This window comes from Micromonospora sp. NBC_01412, assembly GCF_045040215.1.
Taxonomy (GTDB): Bacteria; Actinomycetota; Actinomycetes; order Mycobacteriales; family Micromonosporaceae; genus Micromonospora; species Micromonospora rubida.
Genome location: NZ_CP109528.1, coordinates 8,063,900 through 8,079,852 on the forward strand (window position 1 = coordinate 8,063,900; position 15,953 = coordinate 8,079,852).

General features: G+C 73.7%; 14 protein-coding genes, 1 pseudogene and 3 riboswitches. Of the genes and pseudogenes, 10 read left to right on the plus strand and 5 right to left on the minus strand.

Annotated features, from left to right (window positions below):
• Window positions 1–88 precede the first annotated feature (88 nt).
• Window positions 89–270: riboswitch (cobalamin riboswitch) on the minus strand.
• Between the two features lie 45 nt (window positions 271–315).
• Genes OG617_RS34565 through OG617_RS34575 form a run of 3 tightly spaced genes read left to right on the plus strand, consistent with a single transcriptional unit; the run spans window position 316 to window position 3,355 of the window.
• Window positions 316–1,194 carry a sulfite reductase subunit beta gene (locus OG617_RS34565; protein WP_405097475.1) on the plus strand — a complete coding sequence of 293 codons (879 nt, stop codon included), beginning with the start codon at window positions 316–318 and terminating at the stop codon, window positions 1,192–1,194.
• On the plus strand, window positions 1,191–1,856 hold the full coding sequence (locus OG617_RS34570) for a precorrin-8X methylmutase (RefSeq protein WP_405097477.1): 666 nt from the start codon (window positions 1,191–1,193) through the stop codon (window positions 1,854–1,856). The genes OG617_RS34565 and OG617_RS34570 overlap by 4 nt, the downstream gene beginning before the upstream one ends.
• Complete coding sequence (locus OG617_RS34575; RefSeq protein WP_405097479.1) at window positions 1,853–3,355, plus strand: precorrin-2 C(20)-methyltransferase; 1,503 nt, start codon at window positions 1,853–1,855, stop codon at window positions 3,353–3,355. The genes OG617_RS34570 and OG617_RS34575 overlap by 4 nt, the downstream gene beginning before the upstream one ends.
• Here the strand turns inward: OG617_RS34575 and cobM are convergent, their stop codons facing one another.
• Both cobM and cbiE read right to left on the minus strand, forming a co-directional pair.
• Window positions 3,356–4,111 carry a precorrin-4 C(11)-methyltransferase gene (gene cobM / locus OG617_RS34580; RefSeq protein ID WP_405097481.1) on the minus strand — a complete coding sequence of 252 codons (756 nt, stop codon included), beginning with the start codon at window positions 4,109–4,111 and terminating at the stop codon, window positions 3,356–3,358.
• The gene (gene cbiE / locus OG617_RS34585) at window positions 4,108–5,304 is read right to left on the minus strand and encodes a precorrin-6y C5,15-methyltransferase (decarboxylating) subunit CbiE (protein ID WP_405097483.1); all 1,197 of its coding nucleotides are present in this window, start codon (window positions 5,302–5,304) and stop codon (window positions 4,108–4,110) included. The genes cobM and cbiE overlap by 4 nt, the downstream gene beginning before the upstream one ends.
• 100 nt (window positions 5,305–5,404) lie before the next feature.
• A riboswitch (cobalamin riboswitch) is annotated at window positions 5,405–5,552 on the plus strand.
• Between the two features lie 45 nt (window positions 5,553–5,597).
• Between cbiE and OG617_RS34590 the strand changes: the two genes are divergently transcribed.
• The 7 genes and pseudogenes from OG617_RS34590 (at window position 5,598) to OG617_RS34620 (ending at window position 12,925) form a co-directional block, all read left to right on the plus strand.
• On the plus strand, window positions 5,598–7,607 hold the full coding sequence (locus OG617_RS34590) for a VWA domain-containing protein (RefSeq protein WP_405097485.1): 2,010 nt from the start codon (window positions 5,598–5,600) through the stop codon (window positions 7,605–7,607).
• On the plus strand, window positions 7,607–8,221 hold the full coding sequence (cobO, locus tag OG617_RS34595) for a cob(I)yrinic acid a,c-diamide adenosyltransferase (RefSeq protein WP_405097487.1): 615 nt from the start codon (window positions 7,607–7,609) through the stop codon (window positions 8,219–8,221). The genes OG617_RS34590 and cobO overlap by 1 nt, the downstream gene beginning before the upstream one ends.
• Window positions 8,215–9,552: pseudogene (locus tag OG617_RS34600) on the plus strand (cobyrinate a,c-diamide synthase); the annotation flags it as partial. The gene cobO and the pseudogene OG617_RS34600, both read left to right, overlap by 7 nt.
• Window positions 9,544–10,638 carry an Rv2231c family pyridoxal phosphate-dependent protein CobC gene (cobC, locus tag OG617_RS34605; protein WP_405104050.1) on the plus strand — a complete coding sequence of 365 codons (1,095 nt, stop codon included), beginning with the start codon at window positions 9,544–9,546 and terminating at the stop codon, window positions 10,636–10,638. The pseudogene OG617_RS34600 and the gene cobC, both read left to right, overlap by 9 nt.
• Window positions 10,629–11,687, plus strand: coding sequence for a uroporphyrinogen-III C-methyltransferase (gene cobA / locus OG617_RS34610; protein ID WP_405097489.1), 1,059 nt, complete (start codon window positions 10,629–10,631; stop codon window positions 11,685–11,687). Before cobC ends, cobA begins: the two co-directional genes overlap by 10 nt.
• Window positions 11,681–11,807: riboswitch (cobalamin riboswitch) on the plus strand. (Overlaps the previous gene by 7 nt.)
• 26 nt (window positions 11,808–11,833) lie before the next feature.
• Complete coding sequence (locus OG617_RS34615) at window positions 11,834–12,043, plus strand: CbtB-domain containing protein (RefSeq protein ID WP_405097491.1); 210 nt, start codon at window positions 11,834–11,836, stop codon at window positions 12,041–12,043.
• A gap of 96 nt (window positions 12,044–12,139) precedes the next feature.
• Window positions 12,140–12,925: a CbtA family protein gene (locus tag OG617_RS34620; protein WP_405097493.1), complete on the plus strand. Its 786-nt coding sequence runs from the start codon at window positions 12,140–12,142 to the stop codon at window positions 12,923–12,925.
• 179 nt (window positions 12,926–13,104) lie between these two features.
• On the opposite strand, the gene OG617_RS34625 is transcribed toward OG617_RS34620, so the two are convergent.
• The 3 genes from OG617_RS34625 to OG617_RS34635 form a co-directional block, all read right to left on the minus strand.
• On the minus strand, window positions 13,105–13,845 hold the full coding sequence (locus OG617_RS34625; RefSeq protein ID WP_405097495.1) for a cobalt-precorrin-6A reductase: 741 nt from the start codon (window positions 13,843–13,845) through the stop codon (window positions 13,105–13,107).
• Between the two features lie 382 nt (window positions 13,846–14,227).
• Entirely contained in the window at window positions 14,228–15,373 is a 1,146-nt protein-coding gene (locus OG617_RS34630) for an RNA polymerase sigma factor (protein ID WP_405097497.1), read from the minus strand.
• A complete protein-coding gene (locus tag OG617_RS34635; RefSeq protein ID WP_405097499.1) occupies window positions 15,370–15,777 on the minus strand; it encodes a YciI family protein in 408 nt (135 codons plus the stop codon). Before OG617_RS34635 ends, OG617_RS34630 begins: the two co-directional genes overlap by 4 nt.
• Window positions 15,778–15,953 lie beyond the last annotated feature (176 nt).

A 15,953-nucleotide genomic window follows, 5' to 3' on the forward strand; every position in this document is an offset into this window, starting at 1 on the left:
ACCGATCTGGTGCGAGCGAGGATGACGAGACACGACGGTCTTCCTTCGTCCGGAGGCCTGTGCGCGAGGCCTGGATGGGCAGGTGTCGCAGACGGGGTCTGCGGCCAGCAGGTCTTCGGACTCGGGTTCAGCCGGACGGAGCGCCTTCCCAGACCGTTGGTCCAGTGGCATCGTGCTCCGCCCGTCACCCTCACCGCTGCGCGTCAGTCCCGGACTCTCACCGGGTTCCCTGGCTCATTGCTGAGTTTGGCTGGCAGGACGAACGTAGCACCGCCGACCGACGGTGCCCGAGACGGGCTCTGGCACGATGGCGCCGTGACCGAGAGGACCCGCCGCGACCTGTGTCCCGGTCTGCTGCGTCCCTGGATCGCCGACGACGGCGCGCTCGTCCGGGTGCGCGTCCCCGGTGGCGCCGTGACGACCGAGGCGCTCGGCGCACTCGTCCAGGTGGCGGGTGGGCACGGCGACGGCACGGTCCACCTGACCAGCCGCGCCAACCTCCAGGTGCGCGGCATCGAACACGACGACGGGTGCCTGCCGGACGCGGTCGTGGACGTGATCATGGCGACCGGGCTCGTGCCGTCGACGTCGCACGAGCGGGTGCGCAACATCTTGGCCTCACCGCTCACCGGGCGCAGCGGTGGCCGCGCCGACCTGCGCCCGGTCGTCGCTGACCTCGACACCCGGCTGTGCGCGGAGCCCCTGCTCGCCGCGCTGGCCGGCCGGTTCCTGTTCGTGCTCGACGACGGCCGCGGCGACCTGGTCGAGCGCGACCTGGACCTCGGTCTCGTGGCGCTCGACGCGAGCACCGCGCAGCTGCGCGCCGGGACGTCGGCGTGGGGTCCGGTGGTCCCGCTGGGCGAAGCCGCTGCGGCGCTGACGACACTCGCCGTGCGGTTCGCCGAGCTCGCCGGTAGCGAACCGAGCTCCCCCTGGCACGTCGACGAACTGCCCGGCTCCGGCGCAGCAGTGCTGGGCACCGTGCTCGAGCGTGCTGCGGGGACCCGGGTGAGCACGCCACCGCCCCCGCTTGGCAGGATCGCGCAGGACGACGGCCGGGTCGCACTGCACCTCGCGGTGCCCGACGGCCGGGTGGATGCTCGCCTCATGGACGAGGTCCGCGCCCTCGGTGCCGGCGACCTCGTCGTCACGCCACGGCGCACCCTGCTCGTCCCCGATCTGGAGAATGCATGACTCTCGCCCCACCGACACGCCGCTACGACTACGTCACCGACGGCACGGCGATCTACGCCGACTCGTTCGCCACCATCCGCGCCGAGGCCGACCTGTCGCGCGTCCCGGCCGACGCCGAGAAGGTCGCGGTGCGGATGATCCACGCGTGCGGGCAGACCGACCTGACGCGGGACCTGGTGATCCACCCCGGTCTCGTGACGGCAGCCCGGGCGGCGCTCGATGCGGGGGCGCCGATCCTGACGGACGCGCACATGGTCGCCGCCGGCGTCACCCGCGCCCGGCTGCCCCGCGACAACGAGGTCCGCTGCTTCCTGCGCGAGCCCGAGGTCCCGGCGCTCGCCCGCGAGTGGGGCACGACCCGGTCCGCGGTGGCGGTGTCTCTGTGGGCCGAGCACATCGAGGGTGCCGTCGTCGCGTTCGGCAACGCCCCCACGGCCCTGTTCCACCTGCTGGAGATGCTGCGTGACGGTGCCCCGCGTCCGGCCGCGATCATCGGCACGCCGGTGGGTTTCATCGGTGCGGCCGAGTCCAAGCAGGCGCTCATCGACCTCGCCGCCGACGCACCCGGGCTCGACGTGCCGTACCTCGTGGTGACCGGGCGTCGCGGCGGCTCGGCGATGGCCGCCTCGGCGCTCAACGCCCTGGCGCAGGAGGCGGAGTGAGCGGGCGGCTGTTCGGCGTCGGGGTCGGCCCGGGGGATCCCGAGCTCGTCACGCTGAAGGCCGCCCGGCTGATCGGCGCGGCGGACGTCGTCGCCTACCACCAGGGCGTCGGCAAGCAGTCCAACGCGCGCCGCATCGCCGCCGGTCTGCTCCCGGACGACGTGATCGAGGAGGCGCTCGTCTACCCGGTGACGACGGAGACCACCGACCACCCGGGCGGGTACGCCGGCGCGATGGCGGACTTCTACGCCGAGTGTGGCGAGCGGCTCCGCGCACACCTGAGGGCGGGCCGCGACGTCGTCGTACTGGCCGAGGGCGACCCGATGCTCTACGGCTCGTTCATGTACCTGCACGACCGGCTCGCGGACGAGTTCGAGACGCAGGTCGTCGCAGGTGTGCCCGCTTTTGCGGCCGCCACGGCCACGACCGCCCTGCCCCTGGTCCGGCAGACCGACGTGCTGACCGTGCTGCCCGGCACGCTTCCCGAGCCGGAGTTGGCCCGGCGCCTCGCCGACACCGACGGCGCCGTGATCATGAAGCTCGGCCGCACGTTCGCCAAGGTCCGCTCGGCACTCGAGCAGGCCGGACGCGTCGAGGGGTCCTGGTACGTCGAGCGGGCGTCGATGGACACCGAGCGGGTGCTCCCGGTCGTCGACGTGGACCCCGAGACGGTGCCGTACTTCTCGATCGTCCTGGTCCCCGGCGACACCCGTCCCGGTGTGGCGCGCTACGACCGCTCGGCGAGCGAGGTCGCCGAGCCCATCGCCGGTGCCGAAGTCGTCGTCGTGGGCCTCGGTCCCGGTCCCGACCAGTGGCTCTCCCCCGAGGCGTCGCAGGTGCTCGCCGAGGTCGGCCACGTCATCGGCTACGGACCATATGTCCAGCGCGTCCCGCAGCGCCCGGGCCTGGTGCGTCACGCGTCCGGCAACACGGTTGAGGTGGACCGAGCCCGCGAGGCGCTCGAGCTGGCGCTCGCCGGTGAGCGCGTCGCGGTCGTCTCCGGCGGCGACGCGGGCATCTTCGGCATGGCGTCGGCGGTGTTCGAGGCTGCGGAGGACCCGCGCTACGCGGACGTCGCCGTGCGTGTCGTGCCCGGAATCTCTGCCGTCCAAGCGGTCGCGGCGCGGGCCGGCGCCCCCATCGGCGCTGACTTCGCGGTGATGAGTCTGTCGGACCGGCTCAAGCCCTGGGACGTCGTGGTGAAGCGGCTACGCGCCGTCGCCGAGGCGGACCTCGTGCTCGCCCTCTACAACCCGCGGTCTCGCTCGCGCACCGAGCAGGTCGCGCAGGCCCGAGCAGTGCTGCTGGAGCACAAGTCGCCCGAGACCGTCGTAGTCGTGGGTCGCGACGTCGGCCGCGCCGGGGAGAGCCTCACCGTGACGACGCTGGGCGAACTCGACCCCGAGACCATCGACATGAAGTGCCTGCTGCTCGTCGGCGCCTCGTCAACGCGCGTCACCGCGGCCGGACGTGTCTGGAGCCCGCGCTTCGTCGCCTAGTCAGCCGCGGGAGCGACGTTCGCGGCTGGCGGCGTACAGGAACGACTCGCCGCCGCGGACGTCGGGAGCCAGCGCGGGGCCGACCAGGATGACCGCGGCCTGGCGCAGGCCCGCGGCCTCGACCTGGTCGCCGATGTCGGCCAGCGTGCCGCGCAGGACGAGCTGATCCGGCTGCGTCGCCTTGGACACGACGACGACCGGGCACCCGTCGCCGTAGTGCTCGGCCAGCTCGGCGGCCAACTCGCGGCTGCGAGTGATGGCCAGGTGCAGGGCCAGGGTCGCGCCGGTCGCGGCGAACGCGGCGAGCTTCTCCCCCGGCGGCATGGCCGTGGAACGGGCCTGAGCGCGGGTGAGCACGACCGACTGGGCGAGCTCGGGGACGGTCAGCTCGGCGCCGACGATCGCCGCGGCAGCCGCGTAGGCCGGCACACCGGGCGTGATGTCCCACGGGACCTGCGCCGCGTCGAGCCGGCGTGCCTGCTCATGGACTGCGGAGTACAGCGACGGGTCGCCCGAGCACAGCCGCACGACCTCCAGCCCGTCGGCGTGCGCCTGCACCAGGTGGACGGTGATCTCGTCCAGGTCGAGGTGCTGGGTGTCGACCAGCCGGGCGTCGTCACGGCAGTGGCCGAGCACGTCGGCGTCGAGGTAGGTGCCCGCGTACAGGCACACGTCCGCGGCCTCGAGCAGGCGCACCGCGCGCAGCGTGAGCAGGTCGGCGGCACCGGGTCCGGCCCCGACGAAATGGACGGTCATGACTCTCCCTTGGTGACGGTCCACTGGCTGACGGCCCGCGCGGGCGTCCAGCCGGTGAAGCCGCCGAGCGGCTCGGCGCGCTCGACGTGCAGGCGGACGAGCTCGCCGCCATGGCGACGGTACTGCGCGAGCAGCACGGCCTCGGTCTCGGCCGTGACGCCGTGGACGACGAGCCGGCCACCGGTGCCGAGCGCGTCCCAGCACGCTTCGAGCACGCCGGGGACGGTCGCTCCCCCGCCGACGAACACCGCGTCAGGGCGCTCGAGACCGGCCAGGGCGTCGGGCGCCGAGCCCTCGACGAGCCGCAGGCCGGGGACGCCGAGCGAGGCGGCGTTGCGGCGCACGAGCGCGGCGCGGTCGGCGCGGGACTCGATCGCGATCGTCCGCGCCGTCGGCCAGGCGCGCATCCACTCCACGCCGATCGAGCCGCTGCCGGCGCCGACGTCCCACAGCAGCTGACCGGGAGCGGGCGCGAGCCGGGCCAGGGCGCTGGCACGCAGGTCGCGCTTGGTGATCTGCCCGGCGTGCTCGAACGCGTCGTCGGGAAGCACCCCGCCCGCGGCCCAGCCCGGTCCGGTGCCGCGGATTACGACGGCCAGGACGTTCAGCCGGGGCACGTCCACGACGTTCCACGAAGCCGCGGTCGACTCGGCACGCGACTCACCCGCGGCGCCGAGGTCGCCGAGCACGACCAGCCTGGACTCTCCCCAGCCGAGTCCGGTGAGCAGCGCAGCGACGGCGGCCGGCGTCGTCTCGTCGCTGGAGAGCACGAGCAGCCGCCGCCCGGGTGCGAGCGCGGGGACGACGAGGTGCACGTCGCGGCCGACCAGGCTCACCGTTGTGACGGACTCCGCCGGCCACCCGAGACGTGCCCGGGCGAGCGCCACGGAGGAGACCGCGGGCACGATCGTCACCCGTTCCGGGCCCAGGACGTCCAGCAGTGTCGTGCCGACGCCCGACAGGAGCGGGTCGCCCGACGCCAGCACGACAACGGGCCTGCGTGCGGCGCCCAGCAGGCCCGGCAGATTCTCACGCAGCGGCGACGGCCACGCCACGCGCTCCTGGCCATCGACCGGCGGCACCGCATCGAGGTGCCGGGCCCCGCCGAGCAGCGTCGCAGCCCCGTGCACCAGCGTCCGAGACGGCTCCGGCAAGCCCGCCCAGCCGTCGGCCCCGAGCCCGACAACGGTCACGTGCGCCTCCATGGCAGTGCACCCTAGCCCGCCCCGCCCTGCCCGGCCCGGCCCGGCCCGGCCGCCGGACCGCTGCCGGGGCCGTCAGGACGGCGTCTAGGGTGATGCGAAGGTTCGAGGTGCCCCACGGCCGATATGGCCACGGGGAGAATCTGGGAAGCCGGTGAGAATCCGGCACAGGGCCCGCTGCGGTGACTCAGGCACAGACCTGGGAAGTCCGAAGACCGGCCTCGATCCGAGCCGCGACGCGTCCGCGTCGTGGACGGTCATGGCAGATCGAGCGGGAGCCCTACATGCCAGCGCAGTACCCCTTTTGTGCCGTCGTCGGCTCCGACGACATGACTCTCGCCCTCACCCTGGTCGCGATCGACCCGCTCATCGGCGGCGTCCTGGTCCGCGGGGAGAAGGGCACCGCCAAGACCACCACCGTGCGCGGCCTCGCCGAGGTGCTGCCGCTGGTGCGGACGTATGCGGGCGACCGGTTCTCGGTCGACCCGGACGATTCCCTGGCAGTCTGCCCCGACGGGCCCATCGACGCGTCCACGCCCGTCGTCGAGCGGCCGGTGCGGCTCGTCGAGCTGCCCGTCGGTGCGAGCGACGACCGAGTGACGGGCTCCCTCAAGCTCGACGCGGCGCTGCGCGACGGCGTAGTGGCGTTCGAGCCGGGCCTGCTCGCCCGAGCCCATCGCGGCCTGCTCTACGTCGACGAGGTCAACCTGCTGCACGACCACCTCGTCGATCTGCTGCTCGACGCGGCGGCGACCGGCCGGGTCAGCGTGGAGCGCGACGGCGTCTCGGTCGAGCACGCCTCCCGGTTCGTGCTGATCGGCACGATGAACCCCGAGGAGGGCGAGCTGCGCCCGCAGCTGCTCGACCGGTTCGGTTTGACCGTCGAGGTCGCCGCACCGCGCGACCCCGCCCTGCGGGTGGAGGTCGTGCGTCGCCGGCTGGCGTTCGACGCCGACCCGGAGGGCTTCGCCGCACGCTGGGCCGGCGAACAGGACGCCCTGCGTACGCGGCTGGCCGCGGCGCGGCGGCTCGTGCCGGACGTCGTGCTCGACGACGAGACGCTCACGACCATCGCCGAGGTGTGCGCCGCGTTCGACGTCGACGGCCTACGCGCGGACCTCGTCACCGCCCGCACCGCCGCGGCGCACGCCGCCTGGCAGGGACGCACGCACGTGACCCGCGAGGACGTCCGCGTCGCCGCCCGTCTCGCGTTGCCGCACCGCCGGCGTCGCAACCCGTTCGACGAGCCCGGCCTGGACGAGGACCGGCTCGACGACCTGCTGGGCAACGACGACCTCGACCCTGGACCGGACGGGCCCGACGACGGCCCCGGTGGTCCCGGCGGCGGGCCGCCGGACGACGCCCCGCAGGACGGCCAGTCCCGGGACGCCCACGACTCCCACCCCGGAGGATCGCCCGCGCCGGACAACGCGCCGCAGCCTGCCGTTGCCGGATCGGTCGCGTCCGCCGGCGAGCCGGCACGCGCCCGCCTGCTCGTCGTACGGGGCACCGGCGAGGGCCAGGCCGGCCGCCGGTCCCGGGCCCGCACGCCTCAGGGCCGGGTCGTCGGGCAGCAGCGCGGAGCCCCCGTTGCCAGCCGCCTGCACCTGCCGGGCACCATCACCGCGGCGGCACCGCACCAGCGTTCCCGTGGCGGATTGGCCGAGGGCCGCGGTCTCGTCTTCGCCCCGGGCGACCTGCGTCGCGCAGAAACCGTCGGGCGGGAGTCGAACCTCGTCCTGCTGTGCGTCGACGCGTCCGGCTCGATGGCCGCGCGACGCCGCATGGAGCAGGTCAAGACCGCCGTGCTCGCGCTGCTGCTGGACGCCTACCGACGTCGTGACAAGGTCGCGCTGGTGACGTTCCGCCAGCGCGCCGCCCACGTCGCCCTGCCGCCGACCGGGTCCGTCGATGTCGCCTCCCGGCGCCTGGCCGACCTGCCGGCCGGCGGGCGGACGCCACTCGCCGAGGGCCTGGAACGGTCTGCGGAGGTGCTGCGCCGCGAGGCGCTGCGCGACCCGTCCCGCCGGCCGCTGCTGGTCGTGGTGACCGACGGCCGTGCGACCTTCGGGCCGGACGCGCTCGGTCGTGCCCACCGCGCCGCGGCGCACCTGGCCGCTTCCGGCGTGCAGAGCGTCGTGGTCGACTGCGAGACCGGACGGTTCCGGCTCGGCCTTGCCGCGCAGCTGGCCGCAAACCTGCAGGCCGAGCACGTGCCGCTCGGTGAGGTGACCGCCGACGGGCTCACCAACGTCGTCCACGCGGCGACCGCGCCGCGCGAGGGGGTGGCCTGATGCCGCAGGGCAAGCCGCTGGTCGTCCCGGACGACGGCATCAGCACCCGTGCACGGCGCAACCGGCCGCTGCTGATGGTCCACACCGGCAACGGCAAGGGCAAGTCGACCGCCGCCTTCGGCCTGGCCATACGCGCCTGGAACCAGGGCTGGGACATCGGGGTTTTCCAGTTCGTCAAGTCGGCCAAGTGGCGCATCGGGGAGCAGACGGTGCTCGAACGGCTCGGCCGCCTGCACGAGGAGACCGGCGAGGGCGGGCCCGTCGAGTGGCACAAGATGGGCTCGGGGTGGTCCTGGAGCCGCAAGAGCGGCACCGAGGCGGACCATGCCGCTGACGCCGCCGAGGGCTGGGCGGAGGTGAAGCGGCGCATCCAGGCCGAGCGGCACCAGCTGTACGTCCTGGACGAGTTCACCTACCCGATGCAGTGGGGCTGGGTCGATGTCGACGACGTCGTGGAGACGCTCGCCAACCGTCCTGGCCGCCAGCACGTCGTCGTCACCGGACGCCGCGCCGACCCCCGCCTCGTCGCGGCGGCCGACCTGGTGACCGAGATGCTGCACGTCAAGCACCCGATGGACGTCGGCCAGAAGGGTCAGCGAGGCATCGAGTGGTGAGGCTGCCGCGCGTGCTGCTCGCGGCACCGGCCTCCGGCCACGGCAAGACCACGGTCGCGACCGGGCTCATGGCCGCGCTGGCCGCCCGCGGGCATGCCGTCTCGGGGCACAAGGTCGGGCCCGACTACATCGACCCCGGCTACCACGCGCTGGCCACCGGACGCCCGGGCCGCAACCTCGACCCGCACCTGACCGACCCCTCGCTCGTGGTCCCGCTGCTGCTTCACGGCGCCCGGGACGCGGACGTCGCGGTCGTCGAGGGGGTCATGGGTCTGTTCGACGGCCGCATCGGCGGCGACGGGTTCGCCTCCACCGCCCACGTCGCGACGCTCACCCGGACGCCGGTCGTCCTGGTCGTGGACATCTCGCACGCCTCGCGCAGCGTGGGGGCGGTCGTGCACGGGATGGCGACGTTCCAGCCCGGCGTCACGATCGCGGGTGTCGTGCTCAACAAAGCCGGCTCCCCCCGCCACGCTTCCGAGGCGGCCCGCGCGGTGGAGTCCGCCGGCGTCCCCGTGCTGGGGATCCTGCAGCGCGACCACGGTGTCAGCGCCCCTTCACGCCACCTCGGGCTCGTCCCCGCAGCCGAGCGCGACGAGGCCGCCGCCTCGCTGGACAGGCTGGCCGAGCAGGTCGCCCGCCACATCGACCTCGACGCTGTGTTGAAGGTGGCGCAGACCGCGCCCGACCTCGACTCCGAGCCGTGGGACCCGGCCGCGCACGTCCGACACTCCGGCACCGGGTCCCCGATCATCGCGGTCGCGGCCGGGCGGGCGTTCACCTTCCGGTACGCCGAGACGACCGAACTGCTGCGGGCGGCGGGCTGCACCGTCGTGCCGTTCGACCCGGCCCGGGACGAGCGGCTTCCCGCCGGGACGCGCGGTCTGTATCTGGGCGGAGGTTTCCCCGAGGTGCACGCGGCCGCGCTGAGCACCAACACGGCCCTGCGCGACGAGCTGCGTCAGGCCGTCCTCGACGGCGTCCCGACGGTGGCCGAATGCGCCGGACTGCTGTACCTGTGCCGCTCCGTCGACGGGCACCCCATGGTCGGGGCACTCGACGCCGACGCGGTCATGACGCCCCGGCTCACCCTCGCGTACCGCCGGGCCGAACTCGGCTCGGACCAGCTCCTCGGCGCACGCGGGACCGGTGCCACGGCGCACGAATTCCACCGCACCACGGTCACTCCCGTGCACGGCGAGCGTCCCGCGTGGACGCTGGAGGGCGGCGACGTCGGGTTCGCGGGCCTGACGCTCAGCGCGTCCTACCTGCACGTGCACTGGGCCGGGCACCCGCGCCTGGCCCAGTCGTTCGCGGACGCTGTGCACCGGGCGGACGCAATCGCGGCACCTGGTGCGCCACGGACGCATGCCGTCGCCGCGCCACCGGTCCCCGAACCGCCCGCGGCCCCGTTGCGCCACCACGGCGACGTGGAGCTGTCCGGCGGCCTGCTGGACCTGGCGGCCGACGTCAGCCGGCTGCCCCGCCCGGAGTGGCTCGAGCGGGCGCTGCGCGACGGGATCGCGGCCTCCGACACCTACCCCGAAGCCGCCGCCGCTCACGTCGCTGTGGCCCGTCGCCACGGTCGTGACGAGTCGGAGGTCCTCGTCACGGCCGGCGCCGCCGAGGCGTTCTTCCTGCTCGCCCGAGCACGTCCTTGGCGGCGCCCGGTCGTCGTGCACCCTCAGTTCACCGAGCCCGACGTCGCGCTACGCGCCGCTGGCCACACCATCACCCATGTCCTGTGCCGGACCGAGGACGGCTTCGCCCTCGACCCCGGCGCCGTCCCCGACGACGCCGACCTCGTCGTGGTGGGCAACCCCGCCGACCCGACCGGGCGCCTGCACGCCGCCGCGACCCTGCGCACCCTGTGCCGCCCCGGGCGCGTCGTCGTCGTGGACGAGACGTTCATGGACTTCGTGCCGGGCGAGCCGCAGACGCTCACCTCGCACCGGCTACCCGGGCTGGTCGTGGTGCGAAGCCTGACCGAGCTGTGGTCGATTCCCGGCATCCGCGCCGGGTACGTCGTGGGCGACGCCGCCGTGGTCGCCGACCTCCGCACCCAGCAACCGCCCTGGTCGGTCGGCACCCCGGCGCTGCATGCCGTCGTCGCGACCACCGGGCCGCAGGCCGAGGCCGAGGCGGGGCGCCGGGCCGCGCTGTGCGTGCAGCAGCGGCGGACGCTCGTGGACGGGCTGAGCGAGCTCGGCCTCATGGTCGCGGAGTCCAGCGCCCCGTTCGTCCTCGCCCGTCTGGGTTCCGGGGCGCACGCGCGCCTCCGGGATGCGGGCGTGGCCGTGCGCCGGACCGACACCTTTCCCGGCCTCGACGGCTCGTGGGCGCGCATCGCCGTCCGCGAGCCGGCCGCCACCCGCCATCTGCTCACCACGTTGGGACTCACCGTCGCATGGAGCTGAACGTCACCGGTCGCAGCGTGCTCGTCCTCGACGGGAGCCCGCGCGCCATTGCCACGGTCGCCGCGCTGCTGCGTGAGGGTGCAGCTGTCACTGTCGCAGCGCCGACCGTGTGCGCCGGGCTGGAGGACCTCGCCCTCCGTCGGCGCCTGACCTGGGTCACGGCACCGGTGGACGAGACCGTTTTCGATGTCGTGCTGCGGGCCGTCGCGCCCCCGACGACTGACGCACCCGCCCGGACGGACCGGGCCGGTCACGTCACGCTGGTCGGTGCCGGCCCCGGGGACCCCGGTCTCGTCACCGTCGCCGGACGCGCAGCCATCGAGCAGGCCGACGTGATCGTCGCCGACCGGCTCGCGCCGTGGGAGGCGCTGGCGTGGGCCCGCCCGGAGGCCGAGGTCGTCGACGTCGCGAAGATCCCCTACGGGCGAAGCACGAGCCAGGAGGAGATCAACCGGCTCCTCGTGAGTCACGCACGTGCGGGGCGTCACGTCGTGCGGCTCAAGGGCGGCGACTCCTATGTGTTCGGCCGCGGCTTCGAGGAGGTTGCCGCCTGCGCCGACGCCGGGGTCGCCACCACCGTCGTGCCCGGCGTGACGTCCAGCGTCGCGGGCCCCGAGCTCGCCGGCATTCCGGTCACCCACCGCGGACTCGTTCAGGGCTTCACCGTCGTCTCCGGCCACGTCCCGCCGGGCCACCCCGATTCGTCGATCGACTACCCGGCCCTCGCACGCTGCGGCACCACGATCGTGGTGCTCATGGGCGTGCGTACCCTTCCTGCCATCGTCGAAGCGCTCATCGCGGCCGGTATGGACAAGGGCACGCCGTGCGCGGTCGTGGCGGACGCCAGTCTGGCCAGCCAGCAGTTCGTCCGCAGCACCCTCGCCCACGTCGTCGACGACATCGCCGCGGCCGGCATCGGTGCCCCGGCCGTCGCGGTCATCGGTCACGTGGCCGCGCTAGGGGAGCAGCACCTTCAGCGCCTTCACCGGGCCACAGAGCCGCGTCCTGCGCAGGCGATCGTGACAGCCGCCGCACCGTTTCCCGCTTGAATACCTGATATGGTCGTCCCACCTTGCTGAAGGAAGCCGGTGCGATCCCGGCGCAGTCGCGCTACTGTGACGCCGCTTGCGGCGAAGCCAGACCCTCCAGCCAGGCGAACATTCATCGATGGGACGCAGAATTCCCAAGGAGTGTCATGTCTCAGGCAACCACGGCCGTTCCGGCCGCTGTTCCCACCATTCCCGTGCGCGAGCTCGCCCCCTGGGCGCTGTTCTTCGCGCTGCTCACCGCCGTCGTCCTGTACTTCGTGGGCGCCGAGCAGGGAGCATTCTCCGTCTTCGAGGGCACCGTCGTCCACGAGTTGGTGCACGACGCACGGCACGTCTTGGGCTACCCCTGCCACTGACGCTCGCGCGTCCGGTCGGCCCGATTCTTCTTCCTCTCGCTCCCGGCCCTGCCGGCGGCTCGTGCTGCCCGTGGCCGGCTCTCGAACGGACCCTCGATGGCCCCTCGTACCTTCCTCGTGCACGGCCTACTGGCCGGCCTGATCGCCGGCTTCGCGGCCTTCCTCGTCGCCTACGTCGTCGCTGAACCCCAGGTCAACACCGCCATCGCTCTGGAGGAGGCGGGCTCGGCCGAAAGTGGACACCCGCACGACGACGCGACCGCCGAGCAATCCCACAGCCACGGTGAGGAGGCCGTGGTCTCCCGCGACACGCAGTCGACCTGGGGCCTGGCAACCGGCACCATCCTGCTGGGCGCCGTCCTCGGCGGCGCCACGGCGCTCGCTGCCGCGTTCGCCGTCGGGCGCCTGGGCACGCTCTCAGCACGAGCCTCCACCGCGGTGGTGGTCGGCGTCGGCTTCGTCGCCACGGCGCTGGTGCCGTTCTTCAAGTATCCCGCCACGCCGCCGGCGGTGGGCTCGGGCGACACGATCGGCGAGCGGACCGCCCTGTACTTCGGCTTCTGGGCGCTGAGCCTCGTCGCGGCGATCGGCGCCGTGCTCCTGGCCCGGCGGGTCCTGCCCCAGTTGGGCGCGTACGCCGCGGTGCTGGTCGGTGCCGCCGCATACCTCGTGGTGGTCGTGGTCGCCGGCGCCGTCCTGCCGACGGTCAACGAAGTTGGCGACTTCCCGGCCGACACGCTCTGGTACTTCCGCCGCTCGTCGGTCATGACCCTGGCCGCGACGTGGGCCGTCCTCGGCTTCGTGCTGACCGGCCTGGTCGGACGTGACGCGGACCGGGCCGCCGAGCGGCTGCGCCGCCAGGAGCTGGCCGCCACGCTGTGAGCCGCCCCGCGCGCTCGGGTCGGCCACGGGGTTGAGAGGCCGCGTTCGCGGGCCCGGCCGGTGTCGCCCTGGCTGCTACGAGGACGACGCCGGCCGGGGCGGGCACCGGGCCCGAGACGGGGGACGGGGCGGCCCGCCCGTGACGGACCCGCCGTGCACCACCCGCGGCGCGGCTGCGGTCAGCGCGCCGGCAGCGCCTGCACCCAGGCCAGCGCGGCGTCGCCGTCGCGGACGACCCGCACACCGCCCGGCGGGCCGGCTCGGCGGACGACGACCACCGGCATCGCCCGCTCGGCGGCGACCTCGAGCTTCGCGACGGTGTGGTCACCGCCGGAGTCCTTCGTCACCAGGACGTCCGCGTCTGCCATCACCTGCCGCTCGTGTTCGATCGTGTACGGTCCACGGCTGCGCAGCAGCATCCAGGAGGCCGGAAGACGGATGTCCGGCTCGTCCACCACGCGCACGAGGCACGCGTGGCGGCGCAGCGGCTCGACGAAACGTCCGAGCGACTGCCGGCCGACGGTGAGGAACGGCCGTTCCCCCAGCCCTGCCGCCACGCGGGCGGCCTCATCGTGGTCGCCGACCCAGTGCCAGCCGGACGCCTCAGGCCGTCCAGCCCAGCCGGGCCGTTCCAGGCGGAGCAGCGGAACGCCGACCGCCGGGCACGCCGCAGCCGCGTTGGCGCTGATCCGTTCCGCGAACGGGTGTGTCGCGTCGACGACGGCATCCACCCCGGCCCCCGCCAGGTACGTCGTCAGCCCCTCGATCCCACCGAAGCCACCGACACGCACCTGTCCGACCGGCAGCCGCGGACGCGCGACACGTCCCGCGAGCGAGGTCACCACTTCGGCACCGTCCTCGACGAGCGCGGCCGCCAGCGCGCGGGCCTCCCCCGTCCCGCCGAGCACGAGAACTTTCACGCGTGCGGTCCGATCACGGGGACGGCGGGAACGCCCCGCTCGGCCAGAGCCACCATGAGCCGGGCGGTACGGCGTGCCTGTGCGTCCACCGCTCCAGTATCGCTTCTTGTCTGCCCGTCGGACCGACTGGCTCGAACTCTCCTTCCGGCGGAGTGCCGCCAAGCCGGCCATCCTCTTGCCGTCGAAGCACGTGGCAGGGTCAAGGATGCCGTCTGGATACGCCGGGCGCATCCAGACGCTGATCGCCCGACGCGCCGAGCATCCGGGCCCTCCGCTGGTCGGCCACCTGAACGGGTGGATCGAAGACGCCGTCGGCCTGCGCCGCGGCGGAAACAGAGTCGATATTCGAACCCTGCGCTATTCCTCGGCGCGGGTTCGCCGCTCAACTGCGCAGCTGCGCGTTGAGCCGGGCGGCCTGTCGCGTGAGGTGGTCGCGTTCGGGGATGTTGGGCGCTGATCGGGCGGCTTGGGCGTAGAGCCGTGCTGCGGTCACTGGATCACCATCACGCTCGTGCAGGTATGCCGCGACGGCGGCGTGCCGTGGCAGGGAGGGGCCGAGCCCCGCCAGGGCGGCCAGGCCGGCCCGCGGGCCGTCGGCCTCGCCTACCGCGACGGCCCGGTTGAGGCGGGCCACCGGGCTGTCGGTGAGGCGCACCAGTTCGTCGTACCACTCGACGATCTGCACCCAGTCGGTCTCCTCGGCCGTCCGGGCGTCGGCGTGGAGCGCGGCGATGGCCGCCTGGGCCTGGAATTCGCCCAGGCGGTCGCGGGCGAGGGCGGTCTGGAGCATGTCGACGCCCTCGGTGATCAGTTGGGCGTTCCACAGGCTGCGGTCCTGCTCGGCAAGCGGCACGAGCCTGCTGTCGGGGCCGGTCCGTGCCGGGCGCCGTGCGTGGTGGAGCAGCATGAGCGCCAGCAGGCCCGCGACCTCCTCATGGTTGGTCTTGGCCGCCAGTTGGCGAGTGAGCCGGATCGCCTCGGCGGCGAGGTCGACGTCGCCGGAGTAGCCTTCGTTGAAGACCAGGTAGAGCACGCGCAGCACCGTGGCGACGTCACCGGGCTGGTCGAACCGGACGCCGGAGACGGTCCGCTTGGCCCTGCTGATCCGCTGGGCCATGGTCGCCTCCGGCACAAGGTAGGCCTGCGCGATCTGCCGCGTGGTCAGACCGCCGACCGCGCGCAGCGTGAGCGCGACGGCCGAGGCCGGTGTCAGGGACGGGTGCGCGCACAGAAAGTACAGCTGAAGCGTGTCGTCCACCGCCTCGCCCGGGTCGGGCATGGGCTCGGCCTCGACCAGCTCCTCTCGCCGCCGCCGGGAGGTATCGGCGTGGACGGCGTCGAGGAACTTGCGCCAGGCCACCGTGACCAGCCAGCCCTTGGGGTCCCGCGGCGAGTCGTCCGGCCGCCCGCGCACGGCCTCGACCAGGGCGTCCTGCACGGCGTCCTCGGCCGCCGCGAAGTCGGCTCCGCGACGGACGAGAACACCGATCACCGCGGGCACCAGCTCCCGGAGCAGCGACTCGTTCACTCGGTGGCCGTGGGCCGCTCGGCGTAGAACGGGCGCACCTCGAGCCACTCGTGGATCGGCTTCCCACCCGCACCCGGAGCCGCGGACAGCTCGCCGGCCAGCTCGAGCGCGCGCTCGTAGGTCTCGACGTCGATCACCATCCAGCCGGCGATCAGGTCCTTGGTCTCCGCGAACGGACCATCGGTGACCGGCGGCCGCCCCTCGCCGTCATAGCGGACGAACGTGCCCTCCGGGGAGAGCGCCTGACCGTCGACGAACTCTCCGGTGCCCTCCAGCCGCGCGGCGAAGTCACGCATGTACTGCACGTGGGCCGAAACCTCCTCCGGCGTCCACTGGTCCATCGGCACGTCGTTGACCGACGCCGGCGCGCCCCGGTAGTGCTTGAGCAGCAGGTACTTGGCCATCATGTTCTCCCTGGTGCGGTGCGGCCCATTCTGGCCGAGTTCGCACCGGGGACGGAGCCGCGCGCGCGTTCTCGACATCCCACCGAGACATTTCCTGGCGGCTTCAAAGACTCCGCGCCTGCTCCAGGGCGCCCACCCGGTTACTCAACTGACCGCCGACCGCGCATACAACGTCA

What these genes read in the sequence shown, in the direction of transcription:
- OG617_RS34570 (WP_405097477.1), top strand. Translation starts at nt 1,191, where the DNA reads ATGACTCTCGCCCCACCGACACGCCGCTACGACTACGTCACCGACGGC.
- OG617_RS34615 (WP_405097491.1), top strand. Translation starts at nt 11,834, where the DNA reads ATGTCTCAGGCAACCACGGCCGTTCCGGCCGCTGTTCCCACCATTCCC.
- cobO (WP_405097487.1), top strand. Translation starts at nt 7,607, where the DNA reads ATGCCGCAGGGCAAGCCGCTGGTCGTCCCGGACGACGGCATCAGCACC.
- OG617_RS34590 (WP_405097485.1), top strand. Translation starts at nt 5,598, where the DNA reads ATGCCAGCGCAGTACCCCTTTTGTGCCGTCGTCGGCTCCGACGACATG.
- cobM (WP_405097481.1), bottom strand. Translation starts at nt 4,111, where the DNA reads ATGACCGTCCATTTCGTCGGGGCCGGACCCGGTGCCGCCGACCTGCTC.
- cobA (WP_405097489.1), top strand. Translation starts at nt 10,629, where the DNA reads ATGGAGCTGAACGTCACCGGTCGCAGCGTGCTCGTCCTCGACGGGAGC.
- OG617_RS34635 (WP_405097499.1), bottom strand. Translation starts at nt 15,777, where the DNA reads ATGGCCAAGTACCTGCTGCTCAAGCACTACCGGGGCGCGCCGGCGTCG.
- OG617_RS34620 (WP_405097493.1), top strand. Translation starts at nt 12,140, where the DNA reads ATGGCCCCTCGTACCTTCCTCGTGCACGGCCTACTGGCCGGCCTGATC.